This is a genomic window from Chromobacterium aquaticum (assembly GCF_021129195.1).
GTDB classification, from domain to species: domain Bacteria; phylum Pseudomonadota; class Gammaproteobacteria; order Burkholderiales; family Chromobacteriaceae; genus Chromobacterium; species Chromobacterium aquaticum.
Genome location: NZ_JAJOHW010000108.1, coordinates 46,138 through 66,323 on the forward strand (window position 1 = coordinate 46,138; position 20,186 = coordinate 66,323).

Annotated in this window: 22 protein-coding genes and 3 tRNA genes; 10 read left to right on the plus strand and 15 right to left on the minus strand. The window is 63.6% G+C overall.

The features are described from left to right. Positions 1–94: 94 nt before the first annotated feature. The 3 genes from LQT98_RS16860 to LQT98_RS16870 form a co-directional block, all read right to left on the minus strand. Positions 95–170: transfer RNA gene (locus LQT98_RS16860), tRNA-Lys, on the minus strand. 27 nt (positions 171–197) lie between these two features. Further along, a tRNA-Lys gene (locus LQT98_RS16865) sits at positions 198–273 on the minus strand. A 37-nt stretch (positions 274–310) separates the two neighbouring features. Then, positions 311–386: transfer RNA gene (locus LQT98_RS16870), tRNA-Lys, on the minus strand. 263 nt (positions 387–649) lie between these two features. On the opposite strand from LQT98_RS16870, the gene LQT98_RS16875 reads away from it, so the two are divergent. Continuing rightward, the gene (locus LQT98_RS16875; protein WP_231463714.1) at positions 650–1,090 is read left to right on the plus strand and encodes an FxsA family protein; all 441 of its coding nucleotides are present in this window, start codon (positions 650–652) and stop codon (positions 1,088–1,090) included. On the opposite strand, the gene LQT98_RS16880 is transcribed toward LQT98_RS16875, so the two are convergent. Further along, positions 1,084–1,380: a DUF167 domain-containing protein gene (locus LQT98_RS16880; RefSeq protein ID WP_048408285.1), complete on the minus strand. Its 297-nt coding sequence runs from the start codon at positions 1,378–1,380 to the stop codon at positions 1,084–1,086. The genes LQT98_RS16875 and LQT98_RS16880 overlap by 7 nt on opposite strands. 100 nt (positions 1,381–1,480) lie before the next feature. Here LQT98_RS16880 and LQT98_RS16885 point away from each other — a divergent pair, with 100 nt between their 5' ends. From LQT98_RS16885 to LQT98_RS16905, 5 genes are all read left to right on the plus strand, one after another. Then, on the plus strand, positions 1,481–1,948 hold the full coding sequence (locus tag LQT98_RS16885; RefSeq protein ID WP_048408286.1) for a Dps family protein: 468 nt from the start codon (positions 1,481–1,483) through the stop codon (positions 1,946–1,948). A gap of 139 nt (positions 1,949–2,087) precedes the next feature. After that, positions 2,088–2,948, plus strand: coding sequence for an energy transducer TonB (locus LQT98_RS16890; RefSeq protein ID WP_048408287.1), 861 nt, complete (start codon positions 2,088–2,090; stop codon positions 2,946–2,948). 20 nt (positions 2,949–2,968) lie between these two features. Beyond that, the gene (locus LQT98_RS16895; protein ID WP_231463716.1) at positions 2,969–3,337 is read left to right on the plus strand and encodes a VacJ; all 369 of its coding nucleotides are present in this window, start codon (positions 2,969–2,971) and stop codon (positions 3,335–3,337) included. A gap of 61 nt (positions 3,338–3,398) precedes the next feature. Beyond that, entirely contained in the window at positions 3,399–3,812 is a 414-nt protein-coding gene (locus tag LQT98_RS16900) for an acyl-CoA thioesterase (protein WP_048408289.1), read from the plus strand. Positions 3,813–3,868: 56 nt separating this feature from the next. After that, positions 3,869–4,354 carry a TlpA disulfide reductase family protein gene (locus tag LQT98_RS16905; RefSeq protein WP_048408290.1) on the plus strand — a complete coding sequence of 162 codons (486 nt, stop codon included), beginning with the start codon at positions 3,869–3,871 and terminating at the stop codon, positions 4,352–4,354. Between the two features lie 49 nt (positions 4,355–4,403). On the opposite strand, the gene LQT98_RS16910 is transcribed toward LQT98_RS16905, so the two are convergent. The 8 genes from LQT98_RS16910 to def all read right to left on the minus strand — a co-directional run bounded on the left by LQT98_RS16910 (position 4,404) and on the right by def (position 12,896). Then, complete coding sequence (locus LQT98_RS16910) at positions 4,404–5,159, minus strand: HesA/MoeB/ThiF family protein (protein ID WP_231463718.1); 756 nt, start codon at positions 5,157–5,159, stop codon at positions 4,404–4,406. Positions 5,160–5,258: 99 nt separating this feature from the next. Beyond that, positions 5,259–6,527, minus strand: coding sequence for a sigma-54-dependent transcriptional regulator (locus LQT98_RS16915; RefSeq protein WP_019100015.1), 1,269 nt, complete (start codon positions 6,525–6,527; stop codon positions 5,259–5,261). Then, positions 6,527–8,635, minus strand: coding sequence for a sensor histidine kinase (locus LQT98_RS16920; protein ID WP_231463720.1), 2,109 nt, complete (start codon positions 8,633–8,635; stop codon positions 6,527–6,529). The genes LQT98_RS16915 and LQT98_RS16920 overlap by 1 nt, the downstream gene beginning before the upstream one ends. After that, positions 8,635–9,207, minus strand: a complete 573-nt coding sequence (locus LQT98_RS16925; RefSeq protein WP_231463722.1) for a DUF4390 domain-containing protein — start codon at positions 9,205–9,207, stop codon at positions 8,635–8,637. Before LQT98_RS16925 ends, LQT98_RS16920 begins: the two co-directional genes overlap by 1 nt. Further along, the gene (gene rsmB, locus LQT98_RS16930) at positions 9,194–10,444 is read right to left on the minus strand and encodes a 16S rRNA (cytosine(967)-C(5))-methyltransferase RsmB (RefSeq protein WP_231463725.1); all 1,251 of its coding nucleotides are present in this window, start codon (positions 10,442–10,444) and stop codon (positions 9,194–9,196) included. The genes LQT98_RS16925 and rsmB overlap by 14 nt, the downstream gene beginning before the upstream one ends. Before the next feature lie 96 nt (positions 10,445–10,540). Beyond that, positions 10,541–11,398 carry a zinc metalloprotease HtpX gene (htpX, locus tag LQT98_RS16935; RefSeq protein ID WP_043635619.1) on the minus strand — a complete coding sequence of 286 codons (858 nt, stop codon included), beginning with the start codon at positions 11,396–11,398 and terminating at the stop codon, positions 10,541–10,543. A gap of 36 nt (positions 11,399–11,434) precedes the next feature. Continuing rightward, positions 11,435–12,355: a methionyl-tRNA formyltransferase gene (gene fmt, locus LQT98_RS16940; RefSeq protein WP_231463727.1), complete on the minus strand. Its 921-nt coding sequence runs from the start codon at positions 12,353–12,355 to the stop codon at positions 11,435–11,437. A gap of 37 nt (positions 12,356–12,392) precedes the next feature. Then, on the minus strand, positions 12,393–12,896 hold the full coding sequence (def, locus tag LQT98_RS16945; protein WP_231463729.1) for a peptide deformylase: 504 nt from the start codon (positions 12,894–12,896) through the stop codon (positions 12,393–12,395). A gap of 148 nt (positions 12,897–13,044) precedes the next feature. Between def and LQT98_RS16950 the strand changes: the two genes are divergently transcribed. The 4 genes from LQT98_RS16950 (at position 13,045) to topA (ending at position 18,210) form a co-directional block, all read left to right on the plus strand. Next, positions 13,045–14,079, plus strand: a complete 1,035-nt coding sequence (locus LQT98_RS16950; protein WP_231463731.1) for a LysM peptidoglycan-binding domain-containing protein — start codon at positions 13,045–13,047, stop codon at positions 14,077–14,079. After that, positions 14,076–15,155, plus strand: coding sequence for a DNA-processing protein DprA (gene dprA / locus LQT98_RS16955; RefSeq protein WP_231463734.1), 1,080 nt, complete (start codon positions 14,076–14,078; stop codon positions 15,153–15,155). The genes LQT98_RS16950 and dprA overlap by 4 nt, the downstream gene beginning before the upstream one ends. 35 nt (positions 15,156–15,190) lie before the next feature. Then, positions 15,191–15,649, plus strand: coding sequence for a DUF494 family protein (locus LQT98_RS16960; protein ID WP_048408299.1), 459 nt, complete (start codon positions 15,191–15,193; stop codon positions 15,647–15,649). Positions 15,650–15,909: 260 nt separating this feature from the next. Continuing rightward, entirely contained in the window at positions 15,910–18,210 is a 2,301-nt protein-coding gene (topA, locus tag LQT98_RS16965; RefSeq protein WP_231463736.1) for a type I DNA topoisomerase, read from the plus strand. Positions 18,211–18,293: 83 nt separating this feature from the next. Here topA and LQT98_RS16970 read toward each other — a convergent pair whose 3' ends face one another. The 3 genes from LQT98_RS16970 to gshB form a co-directional block, all read right to left on the minus strand. Further along, entirely contained in the window at positions 18,294–18,671 is a 378-nt protein-coding gene (locus tag LQT98_RS16970) for a DUF1622 domain-containing protein (RefSeq protein WP_231463738.1), read from the minus strand. A 43-nt stretch (positions 18,672–18,714) separates the two neighbouring features. Beyond that, positions 18,715–19,086 (minus strand): diacylglycerol kinase, encoded by a 372-nt coding sequence (locus LQT98_RS16975; protein WP_374421975.1) that lies wholly within the window; start codon positions 19,084–19,086, stop codon positions 18,715–18,717. A gap of 140 nt (positions 19,087–19,226) precedes the next feature. Then, positions 19,227–20,186: a glutathione synthase gene (gshB, locus tag LQT98_RS16980; protein ID WP_231463742.1), complete on the minus strand. Its 960-nt coding sequence runs from the start codon at positions 20,184–20,186 to the stop codon at positions 19,227–19,229.

Genomic DNA, 20,186 nt, shown 5'->3' on the forward strand with positions numbered 1-20,186 from the left:
CGGCCGATCAACGCTAATCAGAGAGGGGAAACACGAGGAGAACAGCGAAAAACAAAAAGGCCAGTTCTTGCGAACTGGCCTGATTGCTGTAAATTGGTGGGTCGTGCGGGATTCGAACCTGCGACCAACGGATTAAAAGTCCGCTGCTCTACCAGCTGAGCTAACGACCCGATCCAGTATGCGCAGAAAGTTTTGAGTGGTGGGTCGTGCGGGATTCGAACCTGCGACCAACGGATTAAAAGTCCGCTGCTCTACCAGCTGAGCTAACGACCCTCTAACAAAACTCCTGGCAATTTCCGGTATCGGAAACTGGTGGGTCGTGCGGGATTCGAACCTGCGACCAACGGATTAAAAGTCCGCTGCTCTACCAGCTGAGCTAACGACCCAAGAGAGAGCGCAACTATAATGAAACAGTTCAGGGTCGTCAACGGGTTTTTGCATTTTTTTTTACATGAATGACGTTGGCACGCGGCGAAAAACCTCAAGCCGGCAGGAACCGAAAACGAGGAAGAACCATCTAAGCCCGAACGATAAGCCAGATCCCGACTTGTAAAGTCGCCGGACCATACCCATGTGTATAACAAGGGATCAGGCGGCGACCGCAAACGCCGGATCGCGATCACCCACTTACCGGATACTCAGCTCGCTCATGCGCACATTCCTCATCCTGTTATTGCTGTACCCCTTCGCAGAAATCGCCGCCCTGGTGGCGCTGGCGGACCGCTTTGGCGGACTCGCCGTCTTCGTCTTCGTCGTGCTGTCTTCGCTGCTGGGGCTATGGATGCTGCGCAACCAGCAAATCGGCGCCCTGTTCACGCTGGGCAGCGTGATGCGCCAAGGCGAGCGCGTATCGCTGTATTCCCTGCTTTGGCCGCTGCGCTACTTGCTGGCCGGCGTGCTGTTCCTGATTCCAGGCGTCATCAGCGACCTGGCCGCAGTGCTGTTGCTATTGCCCTTCAAAGGCCCCAACATTGCCGTCAACGCTCGTGGGGCCGCTGGCGGCGGCCACAGCTCCGCCGATAATGACGTGATCGACGGTGAATACACTCGGGTGGACAAGGAAACTCCGGCGGACCGGCGTCTTCATTGAATGCCCAGCAGCCGCAAGACCTCCTCGTCGGTTGCCGTGAACTGAATCAACACCACCTTGTGCCGGCTCTTGTCGCCGGACAGCAGTTGAACGTCGCGTTTGGCCACGGCGAAGCGTTGCGCCAGCCAAGCCAGCAGCGCAGCATTGGCCTTGCCGTCCACCGGCGGCGCCGCCAAACGTATTTTCAGGCAATCGCCGTGTTCGCCCGCCGCCTCGGTCTTCTTGGCGCCGGGCTGAACATGCAAGCTAAGACGGACTGTGCCCTTACTGCAGTCCAGCCAGGGTTTCATGATCTTTTTCCCGCAAAACGGGAGAGTGTAGTCGAAAAGCCGCCGCGTCGGCACCGCCGGCCGCGGCCTCCGCTCTCCCTTCACTTATGAGGATATCGCGATGGATATTGGAATCAACGAACAAGACCGCCAGGAAATCGCCCACGGCTTGTCCCGCCTGCTGGCCGACACCTACACCCTGTACTTGAAGACTCACAATTTTCACTGGAACGTCACCGGGCCGATGTTCAACACCCTGCACCTGATGTTCGAAACCCAGTACAACGAGCTGGCGCTGGCGGTGGACGCCGTGGCCGAGCGCATCCGCGCGCTGGGCCACCACGCGCCGGGCAGCTACGCCGACTACGCCAAGCTGACCGCGATCCCGGAAGCCGCCGGCACCCCGCCCAAGGCTGAGGAAATGATCCGCCAGTTGGTGGACGGCCATGAAACCGTATGTCGCACCGCGCGCAGCATTTTCGCCGTGGTTGACCGCGCCGGCGACGAGCCCAGCGCCGACTTGCTGACCCAGCGCCTGCAAGTGCATGAAAAAACCGCCTGGATGCTGCGCAGCCTGCTGGAAAAATAATAGGCCGCAACGCCCTCTGCCCGACGCCGCGCTCCACGCGGCGTTTTTGCTTGCCATCGTGCTACACTTTCAGCAGCGCGCGCCCCGCCTGCGGCGGCATCTGTCGGCGCTCCGCCTACCCGGTAAAAGATCAGCCACCATGTCCACTAGTCCGCTTTCGCCCTCGTCGTCCAACGCAGCCATGCTGCCCTTGGCCACGACGCTGTTTGCCTCGCTGCTGGTTCATGCGCTGCTGTTCAGCCTGGAAATCCGGCCGCGCTCGAGCCCGCCGGCGCCGGCCTCGGTCCAGATCATCAATGTGCAATTGAACCAGGCGCCCAGCCGGACCGTGCCCAAGACCCGCCGACTGGCGGAACAAAACAATCTGGGCGCCGGCAACAGCGCGCAAACCGACCGGCTGGCTAGCCACCGCGCCAAACCGCCGGCCGCGCCAGTGGATCCCGGCACTCCCGAACCCGCCGACGCCTCGCCGCGACAGCAGACCATTACCCGGCCACCGGACACCGGCAAAAAACCTGCGCTGCCGCCAGCGCAATCCGGCAACGTCGGCCACGTCAGCGCCGGCAGCCTGCTGGCGCAAGTCGGCGACCTGAGCCGGCAATTGGGCGACAGCGGACTGGCCGACCAGCAGCAGGAAAGTGGCGGCAAGCAAGGCCGGCTGGCGGAAAGCGCGCGCGGCTACCCCTGGGCCCGCTACCAGGAAGACTGGCGGCTGAAAGTGGAGCGCATCGGCAACCTCAATTATCCGGAAACCGCGCGCCGTCAGAATATTCACGGCGCGGTCACGCTGGAAGTGCTGATTGCAGCCGACGGCGGCCTGCGCGAAGTCCGCGTGCTGCGCAGTTCCGGTTTCGATGTGCTCGATGACGCCGCCCGCCGCATCGTCGAACTGGCCGCGCCCTATCCGCCGTTCCCGGCCTCGCTCGCGCAGCAATACAGCTCGCAGCGCATCCGTCAGAAATTCGTCTTCACCCGCGACAATCAATTATCCAGTCGCTGACACATCATCAAGGAATCTCCATGTACGAAGTCAACCGCAGCATCGCCCTGATCCGCCCATTGGCGCCCTTCCACGCCTGGCTGCAACAACTGCCCGGCGGCTTGGACGGCGGCATGTCGCTGGACCAGCTGGGTCAGGATTGCAACGCGCTGCTGATCCCGCCGGCGGAGGATTACACCGATGCCCAGACCTTCATCCTCGAACGCTACCAGCAATTGTTCGAAGCCGAACTATCCGACTGGTGCGATGACGATGGCATGTGGCCCGGGGCATTGACACTGGAGCTGTTCCAGCAATGGTTCGCGGTGGAAATCCACTCCATCGTCACCGACCTGGTCGACGAGCCGCTGGAGCGCGAAGCTTTCGTGCCGCTGGAACTGGGCGAATAACACGGAGAAACGGCGGCGCTCATCGGCGCCGCCACCAACACCCAAGGGGGGAAACACCATCATGCAGCACAATACCAAGATCAAAGTGCGCGGCTATCACCTGGACCTGTACGGCCATGTCAACAATGCCCGCTACCTTGAGTTCCTGGAAGAGGCGCGCTGGAATTACTTCGAAAGCCGCGGCGACCTGCCCTGGTTCCTGCAATCGGGCCTGGCCCTGGTCGTCGTCAACATCAATATCGATTACCGCTACCCGGCCACCATGGGCGACGAACTGCAGATCGACACCGGCGTGAAATCGATAGGCACCCGCAGCGCGGTGATGCACCAGCGCGTGACGCTGGCCGGCAGCGGCAAACTGGTGGCCGAGGCCGATGTCACTTTCGCCGTCTTTGACGCCAAACAGGGCAAGGCGGTGGCGCTGGATGGCAAACTGAAGGAACTCCTCGAACAGATGCTGGCCGAACAAGCCTGATCATCATGGCATGAACCGTCCGGGCCGCGCCCGGACCTTACCCGCAGGACAAGGAAATGAAGAAAGCTCTGCTCGCGCTGCTTGGCGTCGCTCTGCTCGCCGTCATCGGCTATATGACGCTGTTCGCCGGCACGCCGGCGCCGCAGGTCAGCTATACCTCGCTCAGCGGCCAGACCGCCAGCACCGAGTCGCTGAAGGGCAAGGTGGTGCTGGTCAACTTCTGGGCCACCAGCTGCCCGGGCTGCGTGGAAGAGATGCCGGAAATCAAGAAGATGCATCAGGAGTTCGCCGGCAAGGGCTTGGAAACCATCGCGGTGGCGCTGAGCTACGATCCGCCCAATTACGTAAAGAGCTTCGTCGACAAATATCAATTGCCCTTCTTTGTCGCGCTGGACGGCAATGGCGAGATCGCCAAGGCCTTCGGCGACATCCAGCTGGCGCCGACCACCTTCCTGATCGACAAACAGGGCAAGATCATCAAGCGCTACGTCGGCGTGATGGACTTCAAGGAAGTGCGCGCGCTGGTGCAGCAGCATCTGTGAGCCCGCTCGCCGCCGCCAAAACCAACGCCCCGGTCAGCCGGGGCGTTTTTCATCGCGTGGCGCACACCGCGCAAGTGGGATCACGCGGCACCCGGATCTGGCGGAACTCGCCAGCCAGCCCATCGTAAAGCGTCAGCCAACCCAGCCGCGGCGCGATGCCAGCCAATAGCTTGACCGCCTCCACTGCCTGCAAGCTGCCTATCACCCCCACCAGCGGCGACAGCACGCCGAAAGTCGCGCACGGCCCATCGCCGGCCTCGCCCTCGTCAGGGAACAGACAGTGGTAGCAGGGAGACGCCGCGTCGCGCGGATCGAACACCGCCAACTGCCCGGAAAAACGCACCGCGGCGCCGGACACCAGCGGCGTGCCGGCGGCGACGCAGGCGCGGTTCACCGCGTGGCGGGTGGCGAAATTATCGCTGCAATCCAGCACCAGCTCGTGGTCGGCGGCCAACTGCGCCAGCTCCTCTGGGCCCAAACGCCGCGCCAGCGGCGTTACCGTCACTTCGGGGTTGATCGCGCGCATGCGCTCGGCGGCGGACTCCGCCTTCAAACATCCGAGGCTATCACTGTGGTGAATAATCTGGCGCTGTAGATTGGACAGCTCCACCACATCGTCGTCGGCGATGCTGATCTGCCCTACGCCGGCGCTGGCCAGGTACAACGCCACCGGCGAACCCAATCCGCCGGCGCCGACGATCAGCGCCCGCGCCTGGCCCAAGCGCTGCTGGCCTGCGATATCGATTTCCGGCAGCAGGATATGCCGGCTATAGCGCAATAGCGCTTCGTCGTTGAGTTCCATCATCTTTCCAGCCTAATCCGAACGTAGCCACCACGCCATCGCCCAAAAGCATAAGGCCAGCCGTATGCTGGCTGGCCTTATGTTCAAAGCTGAAACGCGGACTTATTCTTCCACCGTCTTGCGGGCGAACTTGATGCCCAGCTGCTTGAGCTTGCGGTACAGATGGGTGCGCTCCAGGCCCACCTTCTGCGCCACCCGGCTCATATTGCCGTTCTCCAGCGAGATATGGTACTCGAAGTAGCGCCGCTCCAACTGCTCACGCAGTTCGCGCAGCGGCATATTGAAGTCGAAACCGGACTCCTCCACCGGCTTCTCGTGGCGGAACTGCGCCAGCACCTTGTTGACCTCGCCGGCATCCACCTCGTCGGACTCCGACGTCAGCGCCAGGCTCTTGATGATGCTGCGCAGCTGCTCCAGATTGCCCGGCCAGTCATACTGACGCAGCGCGTTGAGCGCGGCGGTGGTCAGTTTGCGCGCCGGCACCTGCTTGGACTCCACCAGCTCGGTCAGGATTTGCTCGGCGATGAAGATGATGTCCTCGGAATGCTCGCGCAGCGGCGGAATCGGCACGATCACGCTGGACAAGGCGGTCAGCAGCCGGTTGTCGCACTCGGGATCGACCAGCAATTCCTGCAAGGGACGGCTGCAGGAACACAGCAGCCGCACATTGAAACGGTCCAGCTTGGACAGCAGGAACAGCAGGCCTTGCTGCACGCGGCGGCCGTACTGGCCGATCTCCGGCAGGAACAACACGCCGTTATTCGCCTTTTGCAGCAGCTCCAGCGGCGCGTCCGCCAATTGCTCCTGCTTGGCCGGCGTCACCCACGGCGTATTTCCCTGGTGGAAAAAGCGCGCCACCAGCTCGAAGCCGGAGCCAGGTTCGCCGGTCAGCAACACCGGAGACTTGACCTTGGCCACGCGTTCCAGTTGCCGCTTCAACTCCTGGATCGGCTCGCTGCGGCCCAGCTTGTCCAGGTTCAGCGAGGTATTGGCCTGCATGTCGCCATACTTCAACGCGCGCTGCACCGTGGTCAGCAACTTTTGCAGCGCGATCGGCTTCTCCAGGAAGTCGAACGCGCCGATGCGAGTGGCTTCCACCGCGGTGTCGATGCTGGCATGGCCGGACATCATCACCACCGGCATGTTCAGCTGGCCGGACTTGGCCCACTCCTTGAGCAGCGTCACGCCGTCGCAATCCGGCATCCAGATGTCCAGCAACACCAACGCCGGACGCGTCTGGTTGCGCAGCTGTCTGGCCACCTCGGCGTTTTCCGCCAACGCAACGGTATACCCCTCGTCCTGCAGTATCTCGGAGAGTAATTCACGGATACCGATTTCGTCGTCAACAATCAAAATATCGCTGCTACGCATTAGGCCTCCAGCAATGGCAGGGAGAGAAGGATGCGCGCGCCGTTCGGTTCGAGATTGCCCACTTTGATCTGCCCGTGGTGGTCTTCAAGAATCTTCTTGACCACCGCCAGGCCAAGACCGGTGCCCTTGGTCTTGCTAGTCACATAGGGTTCGAACACGCGTTGCAGGATCTCCGGAGCAAAGCCCGGACCATTATCCTCCACGCTAACGAGCGCATAGCCTTCTTCTTTTCGGCTGCTAATTTGAATCATCGGGATGTCAACGTCAAGGACCGCATCTTGCGCGTTCTGAATCAGGTTATGTAAAACTTGGCGCAACAATGCCGCATCCGCCATGATCATCAACGGCCTTTCATCAAGCGCCATCTTAACAGCAGAGTTGGATTCGTAAAGAGCCATCACCTCCCGCACCACTTGATTCAGGTCCAATTCGGTCAACTTGGTGCGCGGCGCGCGCGCGTAATCGCGGAAGGCGTCGACCATGGCCTTGAGCGCGCCCACCTGCTTGATGATGGTATCGGTGGAGCGGCGCAGCATGTCGGAATCGGCGCCGGCCAGCTTGTCCTGCAACTTCATCGCCAGCCGTTCCGCCGACAATTGAATCGGCGTCAGCGGATTGCGGATCTCGTGCGCCAGCCGCTTGGCCACCTCGCCCCAGGCCGCGTCGCGCTGGGCGCGCGCCAGTTCGGTAATGTCGTCGAACACCACCACATAGCCGTCCGCCGACGCTTCCGGCAAATGTGCGCCGCGCACCAGCAAGGTGCGCTCGCCCTGCACCGTCAGATAGCTGAGCTGGGTTTTCCAATCGCTGTCGCTGTTCTTGGACGCATACTCCAGCACGCACTCCACCAACGGCGCCACCGCCGGAATCGTGGTGGCCCAGTGCGGAAAATCGCGGTCGGACACCTCGGCGAAATCCACGCCCAGAATGCGCGAAGCGCTGGTATTGGCCGCGCGCAGCTGCCAGTCGGCGCCGAAGGCGATCACGCCGGCGCTCAGGTTGGCCAGGATGCTTTCCAGGTAAAGCTTGCTGCTTTCCAGCTCGCTGCGGCTCAGGTCGGCGGCGTGGCGCGCGTCCTCCAGCTGCTGCGTCATGCGGTTGAACAGCGTGGTCAGCATGCCCAGTTCATCGCGGCGGTATACCGGATGGCGCTTGGAAAAGTCGCCCTGCGCCACCGCCCGGGTGCCGGCGGCCAGTTCGGACAGCGGCGCCGACAGCCGCTCGGACAGGAATAAGGCGAAGGCCAGCGCCGCGGTCAGCGCCAGCAGCGCGGACAAGGCCAGCGTCAGCATATAGAAGGTGGTCAGGCCCTCGCGCCCCAGCAGCAGTTGCCGGTATTCCGCGCGCGCGGTCTCGATCTGTTCGGCGTCCTGGGCAATGCTGCCCGGCGCCGATTGCAAGGCCTGCAGCACGCGCTGCTGGCTGTCCAGATTGCGATAGATCAGCAGTGATTTCAGCACCAGGCCGCTGCCGCCGTCGTTCTCGAAACTGTCCAGAGTTTGACGCGGCCTGAGCTTGGCTATGCTGTCGCGCCCCAAGGAAGGAGGCACTCGCTCGCTGAGGCCGCCGGCAAAGGCCAGCAGCTGGCCGCTGCGGCTATAGACAGCAAGCTCGCGCAATCCCAATTGCTCGCGCAGCCGCTCCAGCCGCGCCGGCAGCAGCCCTTCCGGCAAGGACTCGATCTCGTCCTGCACCGAGCGCGCACGCCGGCTCAGATCTTCCTGCACATAGTGCAGCGAATTGCGCGCCAGCCCCAGGCTGCGGTCCAGCGCCGATTCGACGCGCACATCGAACCAGCTCTCAATGCTGCGGGTCAGGAACTGGGCGGAGACGGTGAACACCAGGATGCCGGGCACCAGGGCCACCACCGCGAACATCATCACCAGCTTCTGGGTCAGCTTGGCGCCGAACACCCGGTCGCGCACCCGCTGGCGCAAGCGCAGCAACTGGCGCGCCACCACGCCCAGCAGCGTGGCGAGCAAAAGGCCGTTCAGGCCGAACACCCACCAGTAGTAATCGTTAAGCTTGGAGGCGTTGCCAGTGGCCAGCGCCAGCAAATAGAGCAGGATGGCGCCCAGCGTCGCCAGCGCGACAACCGCGTAGCGCATCAGCTGCCATCCTTTACGTCCAGCTTGACCCAGTCGGATGACAGCGACCAGTCCGCCGAACCCAGCGCGTTCAGCTGGAAGGGCTTGGGCAGTTCGCCGATATCCAGCAGCAGCCGCACCTGACCGGCCACGCGCCCCGGCGCGCGCGGGTCCAGCGTGCCGTTATTGAGCACGCGCCAGCCCTGGATCGCGCCCACGGCGCCCAGCGCCTCGCGCAATGTGGGATAGAAATTGGACAGTCCGCCGATGGTGACCCGGTAGCGATTGGTCAAGGACTGGTAGGACAGCTTGAAGCCAAGCTGGGCGTGCGGATCGAACCATTCGCTGAAATTCAGATAGTAAGCGGTCAGCCGCGGCTTGGTCAGTTGGAACTCCAGCCGGAACGGCAACACCACGCCTTGCTCCAGCGCATCGCTGAGACTGGGCGTCAAGCGCGTCTGAAAGCGAGTGCTGACGGACAGCTGGCCGTCCGCCGTCACTTCCGCCTCGGCCCGCCGCGAGCTGATGGTCTCGGCCTGCGCCGCCATGGCGAGGCCGGCCAGCAAACACAGCAGCAGGCTAATGTTTTTCAAGCAACGCGTAATAAAAGCCGTCATGACGCTCACAAGGAAGCAACTGCTCCTGCTTCAGGCACGCGGCGTCCGCGTGGCGGTTCAGGAAGGAGTCGAGCTGTTGCTGATTCTCTTCGGGGAAAATGGAGCACGTAGCGTAAAGCATTTTGCCGCCGGAGGCGAGCAAAGGCCACAGCGCGTCGGCAATCGCCGCCTGCTGCACGCCCAGCGCGGCAAAGTCGCCCGGGCGACGCAGCCACTTGATGTCCGGATGGCGGCGCGCCACGCCGCTGGCGGAACACGGCACATCGGCGAGAATGCGGTCGAAGGGCTGGCCGTCCCACCAGCCGTCCGGCTGGCCGGCGTCGGCGACATGCAGCCGGGCGGTGGCGCCGATGCGCTCCAGATTGTCCGCCACGCGCTGCAGCCGCTGCTCGTCGATGTCCAGCGCGGTCACGCTGACATCGGCGCTCTCCAGAATGTGGCCGGTCTTGCCGCCGGGCGCGGCGCAAGCATCCAGCACGCGCTGGCCGGCGCGCAGGTCCAGCCAATGCGCGGCCTGCTGCGCGCCCCAGTCCTGCACCGACACGTCGCCGTCGGCGAAGCCGGGCAGCTCGCGCACATTCACCGGCCGCGCCAGCTTGATCGAGCCGCCGTCCAGCGCCTCGCCGTCCAGGCCGGCCGCGCGCAGCCGCTCCAGATAGGCCGCGGCGTCGCCATGGCGGCGGTTGACGCGCAAGGTCATCGGCGGATGGCTGTTGTCGGCGTCCAGGATGGCGCGCCAAGCATCGGGATAGGCACGCTGCAAGCCCTTCACCCACCACAGCGGATGATTGAAGCTGGCTTCAAGGTCTTTTTCCGCCGCTCGTTCCAGCGCCGCGCGCTGACGCAGGAAGTTGCGCAGCACTCCGTTGACCAGGCCCTTGAAATTACCCTTGGCCAGCCGCCCGGCCAGGGTCACCGCCTCGTTCACCACCGCGTACTCGGCGGCGCGGGTATGCAGCAATTGATAGAAGGCCACGATCAACACCCGCTCCAGCACCGGCTCGGGCAAGGGCTTGGCCACCAATTGGCGCAGATAAAAGCGCAGCCGCGCCAAGTGGCGCAGGCTGCCATAGCTCAGATCCTGCAGCGCGCCGCGCTCGGACGGGCTCAGATCGGGCGCCTTGCGCTGGGCTTCGGCCAAGGCCTCGGTCAGATTGGTTCCGGACTCGACGCGCAACAGGATGTTGGCGGCCAATTGCTGAATATGATGCATGGGTGCCTTCTATAACGACATAACAAACAGGCCAATGCCGGTCGGCATTGGCCTTGCGCGGTCATCGCGGCGCGGCGGCCGCGCGACGCTCTTCAATTAATATACGCCGCGCGCCATCGCTTGCAGCCGTTCGATGCGATCAGCTGTCTGCGGATGGGTGCGGAACAGATCGCCCATCCCGCCGCCGCCGGACAGCGGATTGATGATCATCATCTGCGCGGTTTCCGGATGCGCCTCGGCGGTGGGCATCACGATGCCCTGGGCGTAATACTCGATCTTCTGCAATGCGGACGCCAGCGCCAGCGGATCGCCGGAAATCTCGGCGCCGCCACGGTCGGCCTCGAATTCTCGCGCGCGCGAAATCGCCATCTGGATCAGACTGGCCGCCAGCGGCGCCAGCAGGGCGATGGCCAGGCGCGGCAGCAAACCCACCGGCTGGCCGTTCTCATCGCGACCGCCAAAGAACATGGCGAAGTTGGCCAGCGCCGAAATCGCGCCGGCCATGGTGGCGGAGATGGTGGAAATCAAGGTGTCGCGGTGCTGGACATGAGCCAGTTCGTGCGCCATCACCCCGCGCAGCTCGCGGTAATCCAGCATGCGCATGATGCCGCTGGTGGCGGCCACCGCCGCGTGCTCCGGGCTGCGACCGGTGGCGAAGGCGTTGGGCTGCTCTTCGTGGATCACGTAGACGCGCGGCATCGGCAGGCCGGCGCGCTGCGCCAGTTCCGCCACCATGCCGTAGAATTCCGGCGCGCTCTGGGCGTCCACTTCCTGCGCGTTGTACATGCGCAGCACCATTTGGTCGGAATTCCACCAGGCGAACACATTCATCGCCCCACCGAACAGCAGGGCCAGGATCATGCCGCTCTTGCCGCCTATCATGCCGCCGATCACGGCGAACAGCGCCAGGATCGCCGCCATCAGCAAAGTGGTTTTGAACCAGTTGTCCGTCATCGCTCGCTGCCTTTCACTCCTTGTCCATCAATCCGTTCACACCCCCAGGCGCACACCCGGCAAATGGCCGCGGCCGGCGACGAAATCGCGCGCGGCCAGCCGCTTGCCGCCCGCCGCCTGCAGCACGCTCAAGCGCACCAGGCCAGCGCCACAGCCCACCAGCACGCCGTCAGCGTCCGCGGCGACGATCACGCCCGGTTCGGCTTCGCCGGCTTCAGCGCTGGCCATCCACAGTTTCAGCGGCTCGCCGGCCAGCAAGGTATGCGCGCCGGGCGCCGGGTTGTAGGCGCGGATCGCCCGCGCCACGTCCTGCGCCGGCAGGCTCCAATCCACCAAGGCCTCGGCCTTGTTCAGCTTCTGCGCGTAGGTGACGCCCGCTTCCGGCTGCTTGCGCGGCTGAATGGCGTCCAGCCCGGCCAGCGTGGAGACGATGGCGCGCGCGCCCTCCTCCGCCAGCTTGTCATGCAGCGTGGCGGCGGTTTCATCGGCGGCGATGGCCACCGGATGGATGGACAGCATGTCGCCGGTGTCCAGGCCCACGTCCATCTGCATGATGGTGATACCGGTTTCGGCGTCGCCGGCCAGGATGGCGCGCTGAATCGGCGCGGCGCCGCGCCAGCGCGGCAACAGCGAGGCGTGGATGTTCAGACAGCCGCGCGCCGGGATGTCCAGCACCGCCTGCGGCAGGATCAGGCCATAAGCGGCCACCACCATCAGCTCGGCGCCGACATCGCGCAGCATCTGCTGCGCTTCCTCGTTGCGCAGCGACACCGGCTGTTCCACGCGCAGGCCGTGCTCCAGCGCGACGGCCTTGACCGGGCTGGGTTTCAATTTCATGCCGCGGCCGGCCGGACGGTCCGGCTGGGTCAGCACCAGGGCGATTTCATGGCCGGCGGCGATCAGCTCTCGCAGCGCTGCGGCGGCAAACTCCGGCGTACCGGCAAAGATCAATTTCATTCAAACCATTCCGGACGGAGCGCCGATGGCGCGTCCATCACATATTCTGTTTTTCACGCTTTTTCAGCTTGGTCTTGATGCGGGTCTGCTTCATCTGGGACAGGTATTCGACGAATACCTTGCCGTCCAGGTGATCGATCTCGTGCTGGATGCAGATCGCCAGCAGGCCGTCTGCTTCCAGTTCGAACGGCTTGCCGTTGCGGTCCAGCGCGCGCACCTTGACGCGCTCGGCGCGGGTCACCTTGTCGTAGATGCCGGGCACAGACAAGCACCCCTCCTCGTACACGGTCTCGCCGTCCTTCTGCAGGATTTCCGGGTTGATGAACACGCGACGCTCGTTCCGCTCCTCGGAAATGTCCATCACCACCAGGCGGTGGTGGAAATCGACCTGGGTCGCGGCCAGTCCGATGCCCTTGGCTTCGTACATGGTCTCGAACATATTGTCGATCTGGGTCTGCAAGGCCTCGTCGAAGACCTCCAGCGGCTTGGCCACGGTGTGCAGCCGCTCGTCCGGGTAATGCAAAATATTCAACAATGCCATCGGATTTAATGACTCCCCATCGTTTCAATCACTCATCAAGTTGTCGTATCGCGATCAGCACGCCGATAATAGACATGTTCGACACGCGATTCCTTGCAAGCGGGCCACTCCCGCAGGTGTCCGCTCACCTTATATTGGGGCATTTCCCATGCGTAAAAGCATTATATCCCTCGCCTTGGCCATCGGCCTGGCCGCGCCGGCCTTTTCCGCCGGTCTCAAGCTGAAACCGGACGCGCCCGGCACATACACCGTGGTGCGCGGCGACACGCTGTGGAGCATTTCCGGACGCTATCTGAGCAGCCCGTGGAAATGGCCGCAACTGTGGCGGATGAACCAGAGCGACATCAAGAACCCGCACTGGATTTATCCTGGCGATGTGCTGGCGCTGGACTATGTGGACGGCCAGCCGCGCTTGTCGCTGGCCAGGGGCGCGCAACGCGAGGTCAAGCTGTCGCCGCAGGCGCGCATCGAAGCCCAGGACCTGGCGGTGGCCAGCATCCCGGCTTCCGCGATCGAGCCCTTTCTCAAGCGCCCGCTGGTGGTGGACATGGCGCAATTCATGCAAGCGCCCAAGCTGATCGCCGGCCCGGAAGAACGCATCAGCGTCACCACCGGCGACCGGGTCTACGCCACCGGCATCACCGAGGCCGGCACCTGGCAGGCCTACCGCCTGGGCAAACCGCTGCTGGACCCGGACAGCAAACAGGTGCTGGGCATAGAAGCCACGTATAGCGGCGACCTGGTTGCCGACAAGGCGCAAGGCGAAGTCCAGACGCTCAAGGTCAGGAATACCAGCGAGGAAATCATGGTCGGCGATCGCCTGATGCGCGCGCCGCGCCAGAATTTCAACAATTACGCGCCACACCCGGCCAGCGCGCAGATGAGCGGCAAAGTGGTCTCAATCTACAACGGCGTGGACGGCGCGGCGCAATACTCCACTATTGTACTCAATCTGGGCAGCGCGCAGGGAGTTGAAAACGGCCATGTGTTCGGTCTGTTCAAAAAGGGCCGCCCACTGGAAATCAAGGACGAGCAAGGCAAGCGCACGGTGGCATTGCCGGCGGAGCGCGCCGGCAATGCCTTCGTCTACCGCGTGTTCGACAAAGTCTCCTACGCGCTGGTTCTCGATAGCACCGGCCCGATCTATGTCGGCGACGGCGTGGCCAGTCCCGAGCAAGAATGACGCAGCCTCCGCACGACTGGCTGTTGCTGGCGCTGACCCCCGGCATCGGTCCGGCCGGCTTTCTGCGGCTGATCGACGCCTTCGGCAGCGCCGCCGCCGCGCTGGACGCCAACAGCCGCCAGACCGAGCCCCTGATCGGCAAAGAAGCCGCCGCCGCGCTGCGCGGCCGCGAGGCCGAAGCCGCCGCCGACTCCGCGCAGCAATGGGCGCAAACCCCTGGCTGCCAACTGGTGTCCTTGCTGGATGACGACTATCCGCCGCAGTTGGCCGAATCCGGCTCGCCGCCGCCGCTGCTGTTCGCCCGCGGTCGACGCGAACTGCTGGCCCAACCCATGCTGGCCATCGTCGGCAGCCGCGCAGCCACACCGCAGGGCCGGCAGAACGCGGAAAGCTTCGCTAGCGAATTGGCCGAGCACGGCTTTTGCATCGTCAGCGGCATGGCCAGTGGCATCGACGCCGCCGCCCACCACGGCGCGCTGACCCAGCCGGCCTCCACCATCGCCGTGGTCGGCACCGGCATAGACCGCGTCTACCCGGCCGGCAACCGCCAGCTGGCGCACCGCATCGCCGAGGAAGGGTTGATCCTGTCCGAGTTCGCGCTGGGCATGGGGCCGCTGGCCGGCCATTTCCCGCGCCGCAACCGCATCATCGCCGGGCTCAGCCGCGGCTGCCTGGTGGCCGAGGCCAACACCGGCTCCGGCTCGCTGATCACCGCGCGGCTGGCGATGGAGAACAACCGCGAAGTGATGGCCATCCCCGGCTCCATTCACAATCCGCAATCGCGCGGCTGCCACCGCCTGATCAAGGACGGCGCCAAGCTGGTGGAAACCGTGGACGACGTGCTGGACGAAGTGGGCCGCCTGCAACGCCAGCCTCCCCGCGCCCAGCCGGCGGCTGTCGCCGCGGAATCGCCGCTGCTTGAAGCCATGGGATTCGACCCCATCAGTATCGATGCACTTTCAACCACGCTCGGGTTGACTGTGGGGGAGCTTTACGCGATGCTGCTCGAACTTGAGCTGGCCGGCCTGGTGGCCAGCCATCCCGGCGGGCTTTTTCAACGCCTGAAATCGGGCTGAACCGCGCTAACCCGCATTTTGATAAAGACAGATTGATGTTTGACGTACTCGCCTTCCTGTTTGAACAATTCCGCGATCCGGAAGCCTTTGGCGACCGCGGCGTGCTGATGCGCCAGCTGGAAGCCGCCGGTTTCGAAGACGAGGAGATCAACGACGCGCTGGACTGGCTGGACGGCGTCAGCGGCCTGGACGACAGCGGCTATCTCGGCGCCAACGAGGCCAGCGGCATCCGCGTCTACGCCGAAGACGAGGTGGAACACCTGCCCGCAGACGTGCGCGGCCTGCTGCAGTTTCTGGAAGACCACGGCGCCTTGACGCCGGCGCAGCGCGAAATGGTGATAGACCGGCTGATGGACCTGCCCGCCGACGATATCAACGTAGGCAGCGCCAAGCTGGTGGCCTTGATGGTGTTGTGGGCGCAACAGGCGGAGCTGCCCATTCTGCTGGGAGAGGCGCTGCTGGATGCCGTGCATGGCGAACCCACCATGCAATGACTTGTCAGGCGTCTGGGCCGGGCTTAACATGCCGCCCTTGCTTGTCTCGGCTGGCACCCGAACCAAAGAGCGCTCTTGCGCTCTTGTTTTATTTGACGAATATATTTTCTGTCGACGCGATTTTTCCGAACGGACATTCCCGCACGGTCGACGGGAACGCAGCACCACGCAGAGGCTCAAAGCCATGCCGCGACGGCAGGCTTGCGAAGCCCGACGGATCAGCCGGCGCGCCGGCGCTTGCAAACAATTGAAAAGATAATATGCCCACCAGTCTCTTGATCGTCGAATCGCCGTCCAAGGCGAAAACGCTGAAGAAATACCTAGGCCCGGACTTTGAAGTCCTGGCCTCCTACGGCCATGTGCGCGATCTGGTGCCCAAGAACGGCGCGGTGGACCCGGAAAAAGGGTTCGCGATGAAATACCAGTTGATCGCGCGCAACAGCAAGCATGTCGACGCCATCGTCAAGGCGGTGGGCGACGCCGAACACATCTATCTGGCAACTGACCCGGACCGCGAAGGCGAAGCCATTTCCTGGCATCTGGTGCAGATCCTGAACAGCAAGAAACTGCTGAAGAACAAGACCGCCCAACGCGTGGTGTTCCACGAGATCACCAAGAACGCGGTGCTGGAAGCGATCCAGAACCCGCGCGAAATCGCGCAGAACCTGGTGGACGCGCAGCAGACCCGCCGCGCGCTGGACTACCTGGTGGGCTTCAACCTGTCGCCGCTGCTGTGGAAGAAGATCCGCCGCGGCCTGTCCGCCGGCCGCGTGCAGAGCCCGGCGCTGCGGCTGATCTGCGAGCGCGAGAACGAAATCCGCGCCTTCGTCGAGCAGGAGTACTGGTCGGTGCATCTGGACAGCCACAAGGGCCGCACCAAGTTCGGCGCCAAGCTGACCACAATGGCCGGCAAGAAGCTGGAACAATTCGACATACCCAATGAGGCCGAGCAGGCCGGCATACTGGCGCGCTTGGAAGGCCACCCGGCGGTGGTCAGCAGCATCGAGAAGAAAAAGAAATCGCGCAGCCCCGCCGCGCCGTTCACCACCTCCACACTGCAGCAGGAGGCCGTGCGCAAGCTGGGCATGACCACTGACCGCACCATGCGTACCGCGCAGCAGCTGTACGAGGGCATAGACATCGGCCAGGGCACCGTCGGTCTGATCACCTATATGCGTACCGACTCGGTGGCGCTGGCCGGCGAAGCGGTGGAGGAAATCCGCGGCTATATCGGCCTCAAGTTCGACGGCGACTACCTGCCGAAGAACCCGGTGGCCTACAAGAACAAGTCCAAGAACGCCCAGGAAGCGCACGAGGCGATCCGCCCCACTTCCATCCTGCGCACGCCGGAAATGGTCAAGCCCTTCCTGACCACCGATCAGTTCAAGCTCTACGACATGGTCTGGAAACGGACCCTGGCTTGCCAGATGGCGCCGGCCAAGTTCGACACCACCAGCATAGACATCGCCGTCGGCGAAGGCATGTTCCGCGCCACCGGCCAAGTGCAGACCTTTGCCGGCTTCCTCGCCGTGTATGAAGAAGACGTGGACGACGCCGAGGATGAGGACAACGCCAAGCTGCCGCTGCTGGAAGAGGGCGAGACCCTGCCGGTGGACAAGCTCTACGGTACCCAGCACTTCACCCAGCCGCCACCGCGTTATTCGGAAGCATCGCTGGTGAAGGCGCTGGAAGAATTCGGCATTGGCCGCCCGTCTACCTACGCCAGCATCATCTCGACGCTGAAGGACCGCGAATACGTGGTGCTGGACAAAAAGCGCTTCCTGCCCACCGACACCGGCGACATCGTCAACAAATTCCTGACCGAGCATTTCGCGCAATACGTGGACTACAACTTCACCGCCAAGCTGGAAAACCAGCTGGATGAAGTGGCCAACGGCCAGCGCGAGTGGGTGCCGGTGATGGACAGCTTCTGGAAGAACTTCTCCAAGCAGATCACGGAGAAGGAAAGCATTTCCCGCGCCGAGGTCACCACCGAGAGCCTGGACGAAGCCTGTCCCAAATGCAGCAAGCCGCTGTCCATCAAGTTCGGCAAGCGCGGCCGCTTCATCGCCTGCACCGGCTATCCGGACTGCGATTACACCCGCAATATCGGCGAAACCGCCGAACAGGCGGCGGAAGAGGCAGAAGCGCCGACGGTGATCGAAGGCCGCAGCTGCCCGGAATGCGGCGGTGAATTGCACATCAAGAAGGGCCGTTACGGCAAGTTCATCGGCTGCGCCAACTATCCGAAGTGCAAACACATCGAACCGCTGGAAAAGCCGCGCGAAACCGGCGTGGAATGCCCGGAATGCAAGGCCGGCCAGCTGATCGAGCGCAAGAGCCGCTACGGCAAGCTGTTCTACAGTTGCAATACCTATCCCAAGTGCAAGTACGCCACTTGGAACCCGCCGGTGGCCGAGCCGTGCCCGAAGTGCAACTGGCCGATCCTGACCATCAAGACCACCAAGCGCCGCGGCACCGAGAAAGTCTGCCCGCAGAAGGAATGCGGTTATAGCGAGGTGATCGCGCCGCCGGAAGGCAAGGAAGCCGAGCCAAGCTAAGTCGCCCGCGCTTAAAGCAACAGCCCTGCATGGGAAAACCGTGCAGGGCTGTTTGTTTATTACTGCGCAGGCAAGAGGCCGGTTCAGGCCGGCGGCGGCTTGAGCCGACGCACCGCCTCGGCTTCACGGATTTCCCTGCCCAGGAAGTAATTGAGCGCGGTGCGCAGCACCGCGATGGCGCCCAACTTGCCGATCTGATCCCAACTGGGCGCCACCGCGGTGGACAGGATGTCGGCCGCCAGCTGCAACTCCAAGGCCAGCGCCAGAAAGCGGGCGAAGCTGAGCCGCACCTGATTGTAATCGGCGTGATCCGGGCTCAGGCAGCGGCGGATATAGCGCAGGCCCAGGGTCAGGATGCCGATGCCTATCACCAGCGCGCCCAGCGCTTCCACGCCCAGCTTGAGCCAGAGCACCATATTCAGCACCCACTCCTCGACTCCGGATTCCACTGGCGACATCATCTGACGGCTCCTCTTGATTCAGGCAGCGCTCACCTTACCCGCTTCAGCCGAACAGCACCAGGCTCCACACCGCGGCCAGATTGATCAGGCCCAGCAATTGAGCGGCGCTGCCCATGTCCTTGGCGCGCTTGGCCAGCGGATGCCGCTCCAGCGAAGTATGATCCACCGCCGCCTCGATCGCGGAGTTCAGCAGCTCGATGATCAGCGTCGCCAGCGAACTGGCCACCAGCAAGGCGCGCTCCAACGGCTGGGCGTGAATGACGAAGGCCAGCGGGATCAACACCACCGCCAGCAGCACCAGTTGACGGAAGGCGTCCTCATGCCGGAACGCCGCCTTGAGGCCGTCCAGCGAGTAGCCGAAGGCGTTGATCAGGCGGGTGATCCCGGTTTTGCCTTTGAATGGGCTTTCTTTCATTGCTAGGTCCATGCGCTTGGGGCACAAAGCGGCGTCGGATGACGACCGGCGCCCCAGCATGCCAGCCCAAGATGACGCCAATAAAAAATCAAAACGGCCGGCATTGCCGCCGGCCGTGTCAAAGGTCGCTGCAATCGGTGTTAATGCGCCAGGCAGCGCCGCTCCAGCGCGTCGATGTACAGGCCGGCGACATTGATCTCGGTCTGATCCATGATCTCGCGGAAGCAGGTGGGACTGGTGACGTTGACCTCGGTCAGATAGTTGCCGATCACATCCAGGCCCGCCAGCAGAATGCCGCGTTTCTTCAGCTCCGGCCCCACTGCCTCGGCGATCTCGCGATCGCGCGCGCTCAGCGGCCGCGCCTCGCCGCGGCCGCCTGCCGCCAGGTTGCCGCGGGTTTCCCCGGCGGCGGGAATCCGCGCCAGGCACCAGTCCACCGGCTCGCCGTCGATTACCAGGATGCGTTTGTCGCCGTCGCGGATCTCCGGAATATAACGCTGCGCCATCACCGTGCGCTTGCCGCGCAGGGTAATGGTTTCAATGATCACCGACAGATTGGCGTCGTCCGGACGCACCCGGAAGATGCTATCGCCACCCATGCTGTCCAGCGGCTTCAGGATCACGTCCTGATGCTGATTGACGAAGGCGCGCAGCCGGTGCGATTCGCCGGTGATCAGCGTCGGCGCGGTCAGTTCCGGGAATTGCAGAATGGCCAGCTTCTCGTTGAAATCACGCAAGGCCTGGCCGCTGGTGAACACCTTGGCGCCCTGGGCCTCCGCCAGCGTGAACAACTGCGAGGCGTACAAGTACTCCATGTCGAACGGCGGGTCCTTGCGCATCACCACGGCGCTAAAGGCCTGCAAGGGCTGGCGGTGCAGCTCGCCCAGCTTGAACCAGACGGGATGTTCGCCCGCGTTCTGACCAGTCAGGCTCAGATCGCGCGCATCCACCAGCACGCGTCCGCCTTCCACCGATAACTGGTGCGCCTCGGCGAAGCTCAGGGCGTGGCCGCGCGCGGCGGCCTCCTGCATCATCGCGAAGGTAGTGTCCTTGTAAAGCTTGAAGTGATCCAGCGGATCGGCAATGAACAAGATACGCAT

What these genes read in the sequence shown, in the direction of transcription:
- LQT98_RS16875 (WP_231463714.1), top strand. Translation starts at nt 650, where the DNA reads ATGCGCACATTCCTCATCCTGTTATTGCTGTACCCCTTCGCAGAAATC.
- LQT98_RS16880 (WP_048408285.1), bottom strand. Translation starts at nt 1,380, where the DNA reads ATGAAACCCTGGCTGGACTGCAGTAAGGGCACAGTCCGTCTTAGCTTG.
- LQT98_RS16885 (WP_048408286.1), top strand. Translation starts at nt 1,481, where the DNA reads ATGGATATTGGAATCAACGAACAAGACCGCCAGGAAATCGCCCACGGC.
- LQT98_RS16890 (WP_048408287.1), top strand. Translation starts at nt 2,088, where the DNA reads ATGTCCACTAGTCCGCTTTCGCCCTCGTCGTCCAACGCAGCCATGCTG.
- LQT98_RS16895 (WP_231463716.1), top strand. Translation starts at nt 2,969, where the DNA reads ATGTACGAAGTCAACCGCAGCATCGCCCTGATCCGCCCATTGGCGCCC.
- LQT98_RS16900 (WP_048408289.1), top strand. Translation starts at nt 3,399, where the DNA reads ATGCAGCACAATACCAAGATCAAAGTGCGCGGCTATCACCTGGACCTG.
- LQT98_RS16905 (WP_048408290.1), top strand. Translation starts at nt 3,869, where the DNA reads ATGAAGAAAGCTCTGCTCGCGCTGCTTGGCGTCGCTCTGCTCGCCGTC.
- LQT98_RS16910 (WP_231463718.1), bottom strand. Translation starts at nt 5,159, where the DNA reads ATGATGGAACTCAACGACGAAGCGCTATTGCGCTATAGCCGGCATATC.
- LQT98_RS16915 (WP_019100015.1), bottom strand. Translation starts at nt 6,527, where the DNA reads ATGCGTAGCAGCGATATTTTGATTGTTGACGACGAAATCGGTATCCGT.
- LQT98_RS16920 (WP_231463720.1), bottom strand. Translation starts at nt 8,635, where the DNA reads ATGCGCTACGCGGTTGTCGCGCTGGCGACGCTGGGCGCCATCCTGCTC.
- rsmB (WP_231463725.1), bottom strand. Translation starts at nt 10,444, where the DNA reads ATGCATCATATTCAGCAATTGGCCGCCAACATCCTGTTGCGCGTCGAG.
- htpX (WP_043635619.1), bottom strand. Translation starts at nt 11,398, where the DNA reads ATGACGGACAACTGGTTCAAAACCACTTTGCTGATGGCGGCGATCCTG.
- fmt (WP_231463727.1), bottom strand. Translation starts at nt 12,355, where the DNA reads ATGAAATTGATCTTTGCCGGTACGCCGGAGTTTGCCGCCGCAGCGCTG.
- def (WP_231463729.1), bottom strand. Translation starts at nt 12,896, where the DNA reads ATGGCATTGTTGAATATTTTGCATTACCCGGACGAGCGGCTGCACACC.
- LQT98_RS16950 (WP_231463731.1), top strand. Translation starts at nt 13,045, where the DNA reads ATGCGTAAAAGCATTATATCCCTCGCCTTGGCCATCGGCCTGGCCGCG.
- dprA (WP_231463734.1), top strand. Translation starts at nt 14,076, where the DNA reads ATGACGCAGCCTCCGCACGACTGGCTGTTGCTGGCGCTGACCCCCGGC.
- LQT98_RS16960 (WP_048408299.1), top strand. Translation starts at nt 15,191, where the DNA reads ATGTTTGACGTACTCGCCTTCCTGTTTGAACAATTCCGCGATCCGGAA.
- topA (WP_231463736.1), top strand. Translation starts at nt 15,910, where the DNA reads ATGCCCACCAGTCTCTTGATCGTCGAATCGCCGTCCAAGGCGAAAACG.
- LQT98_RS16970 (WP_231463738.1), bottom strand. Translation starts at nt 18,671, where the DNA reads ATGATGTCGCCAGTGGAATCCGGAGTCGAGGAGTGGGTGCTGAATATG.
- LQT98_RS16975 (WP_374421975.1), bottom strand. Translation starts at nt 19,086, where the DNA reads ATGAAAGAAAGCCCATTCAAAGGCAAAACCGGGATCACCCGCCTGATC.
- gshB (WP_231463742.1), bottom strand. Translation starts at nt 20,186, where the DNA reads ATGCGTATCTTGTTCATTGCCGATCCGCTGGATCACTTCAAGCTTTAC.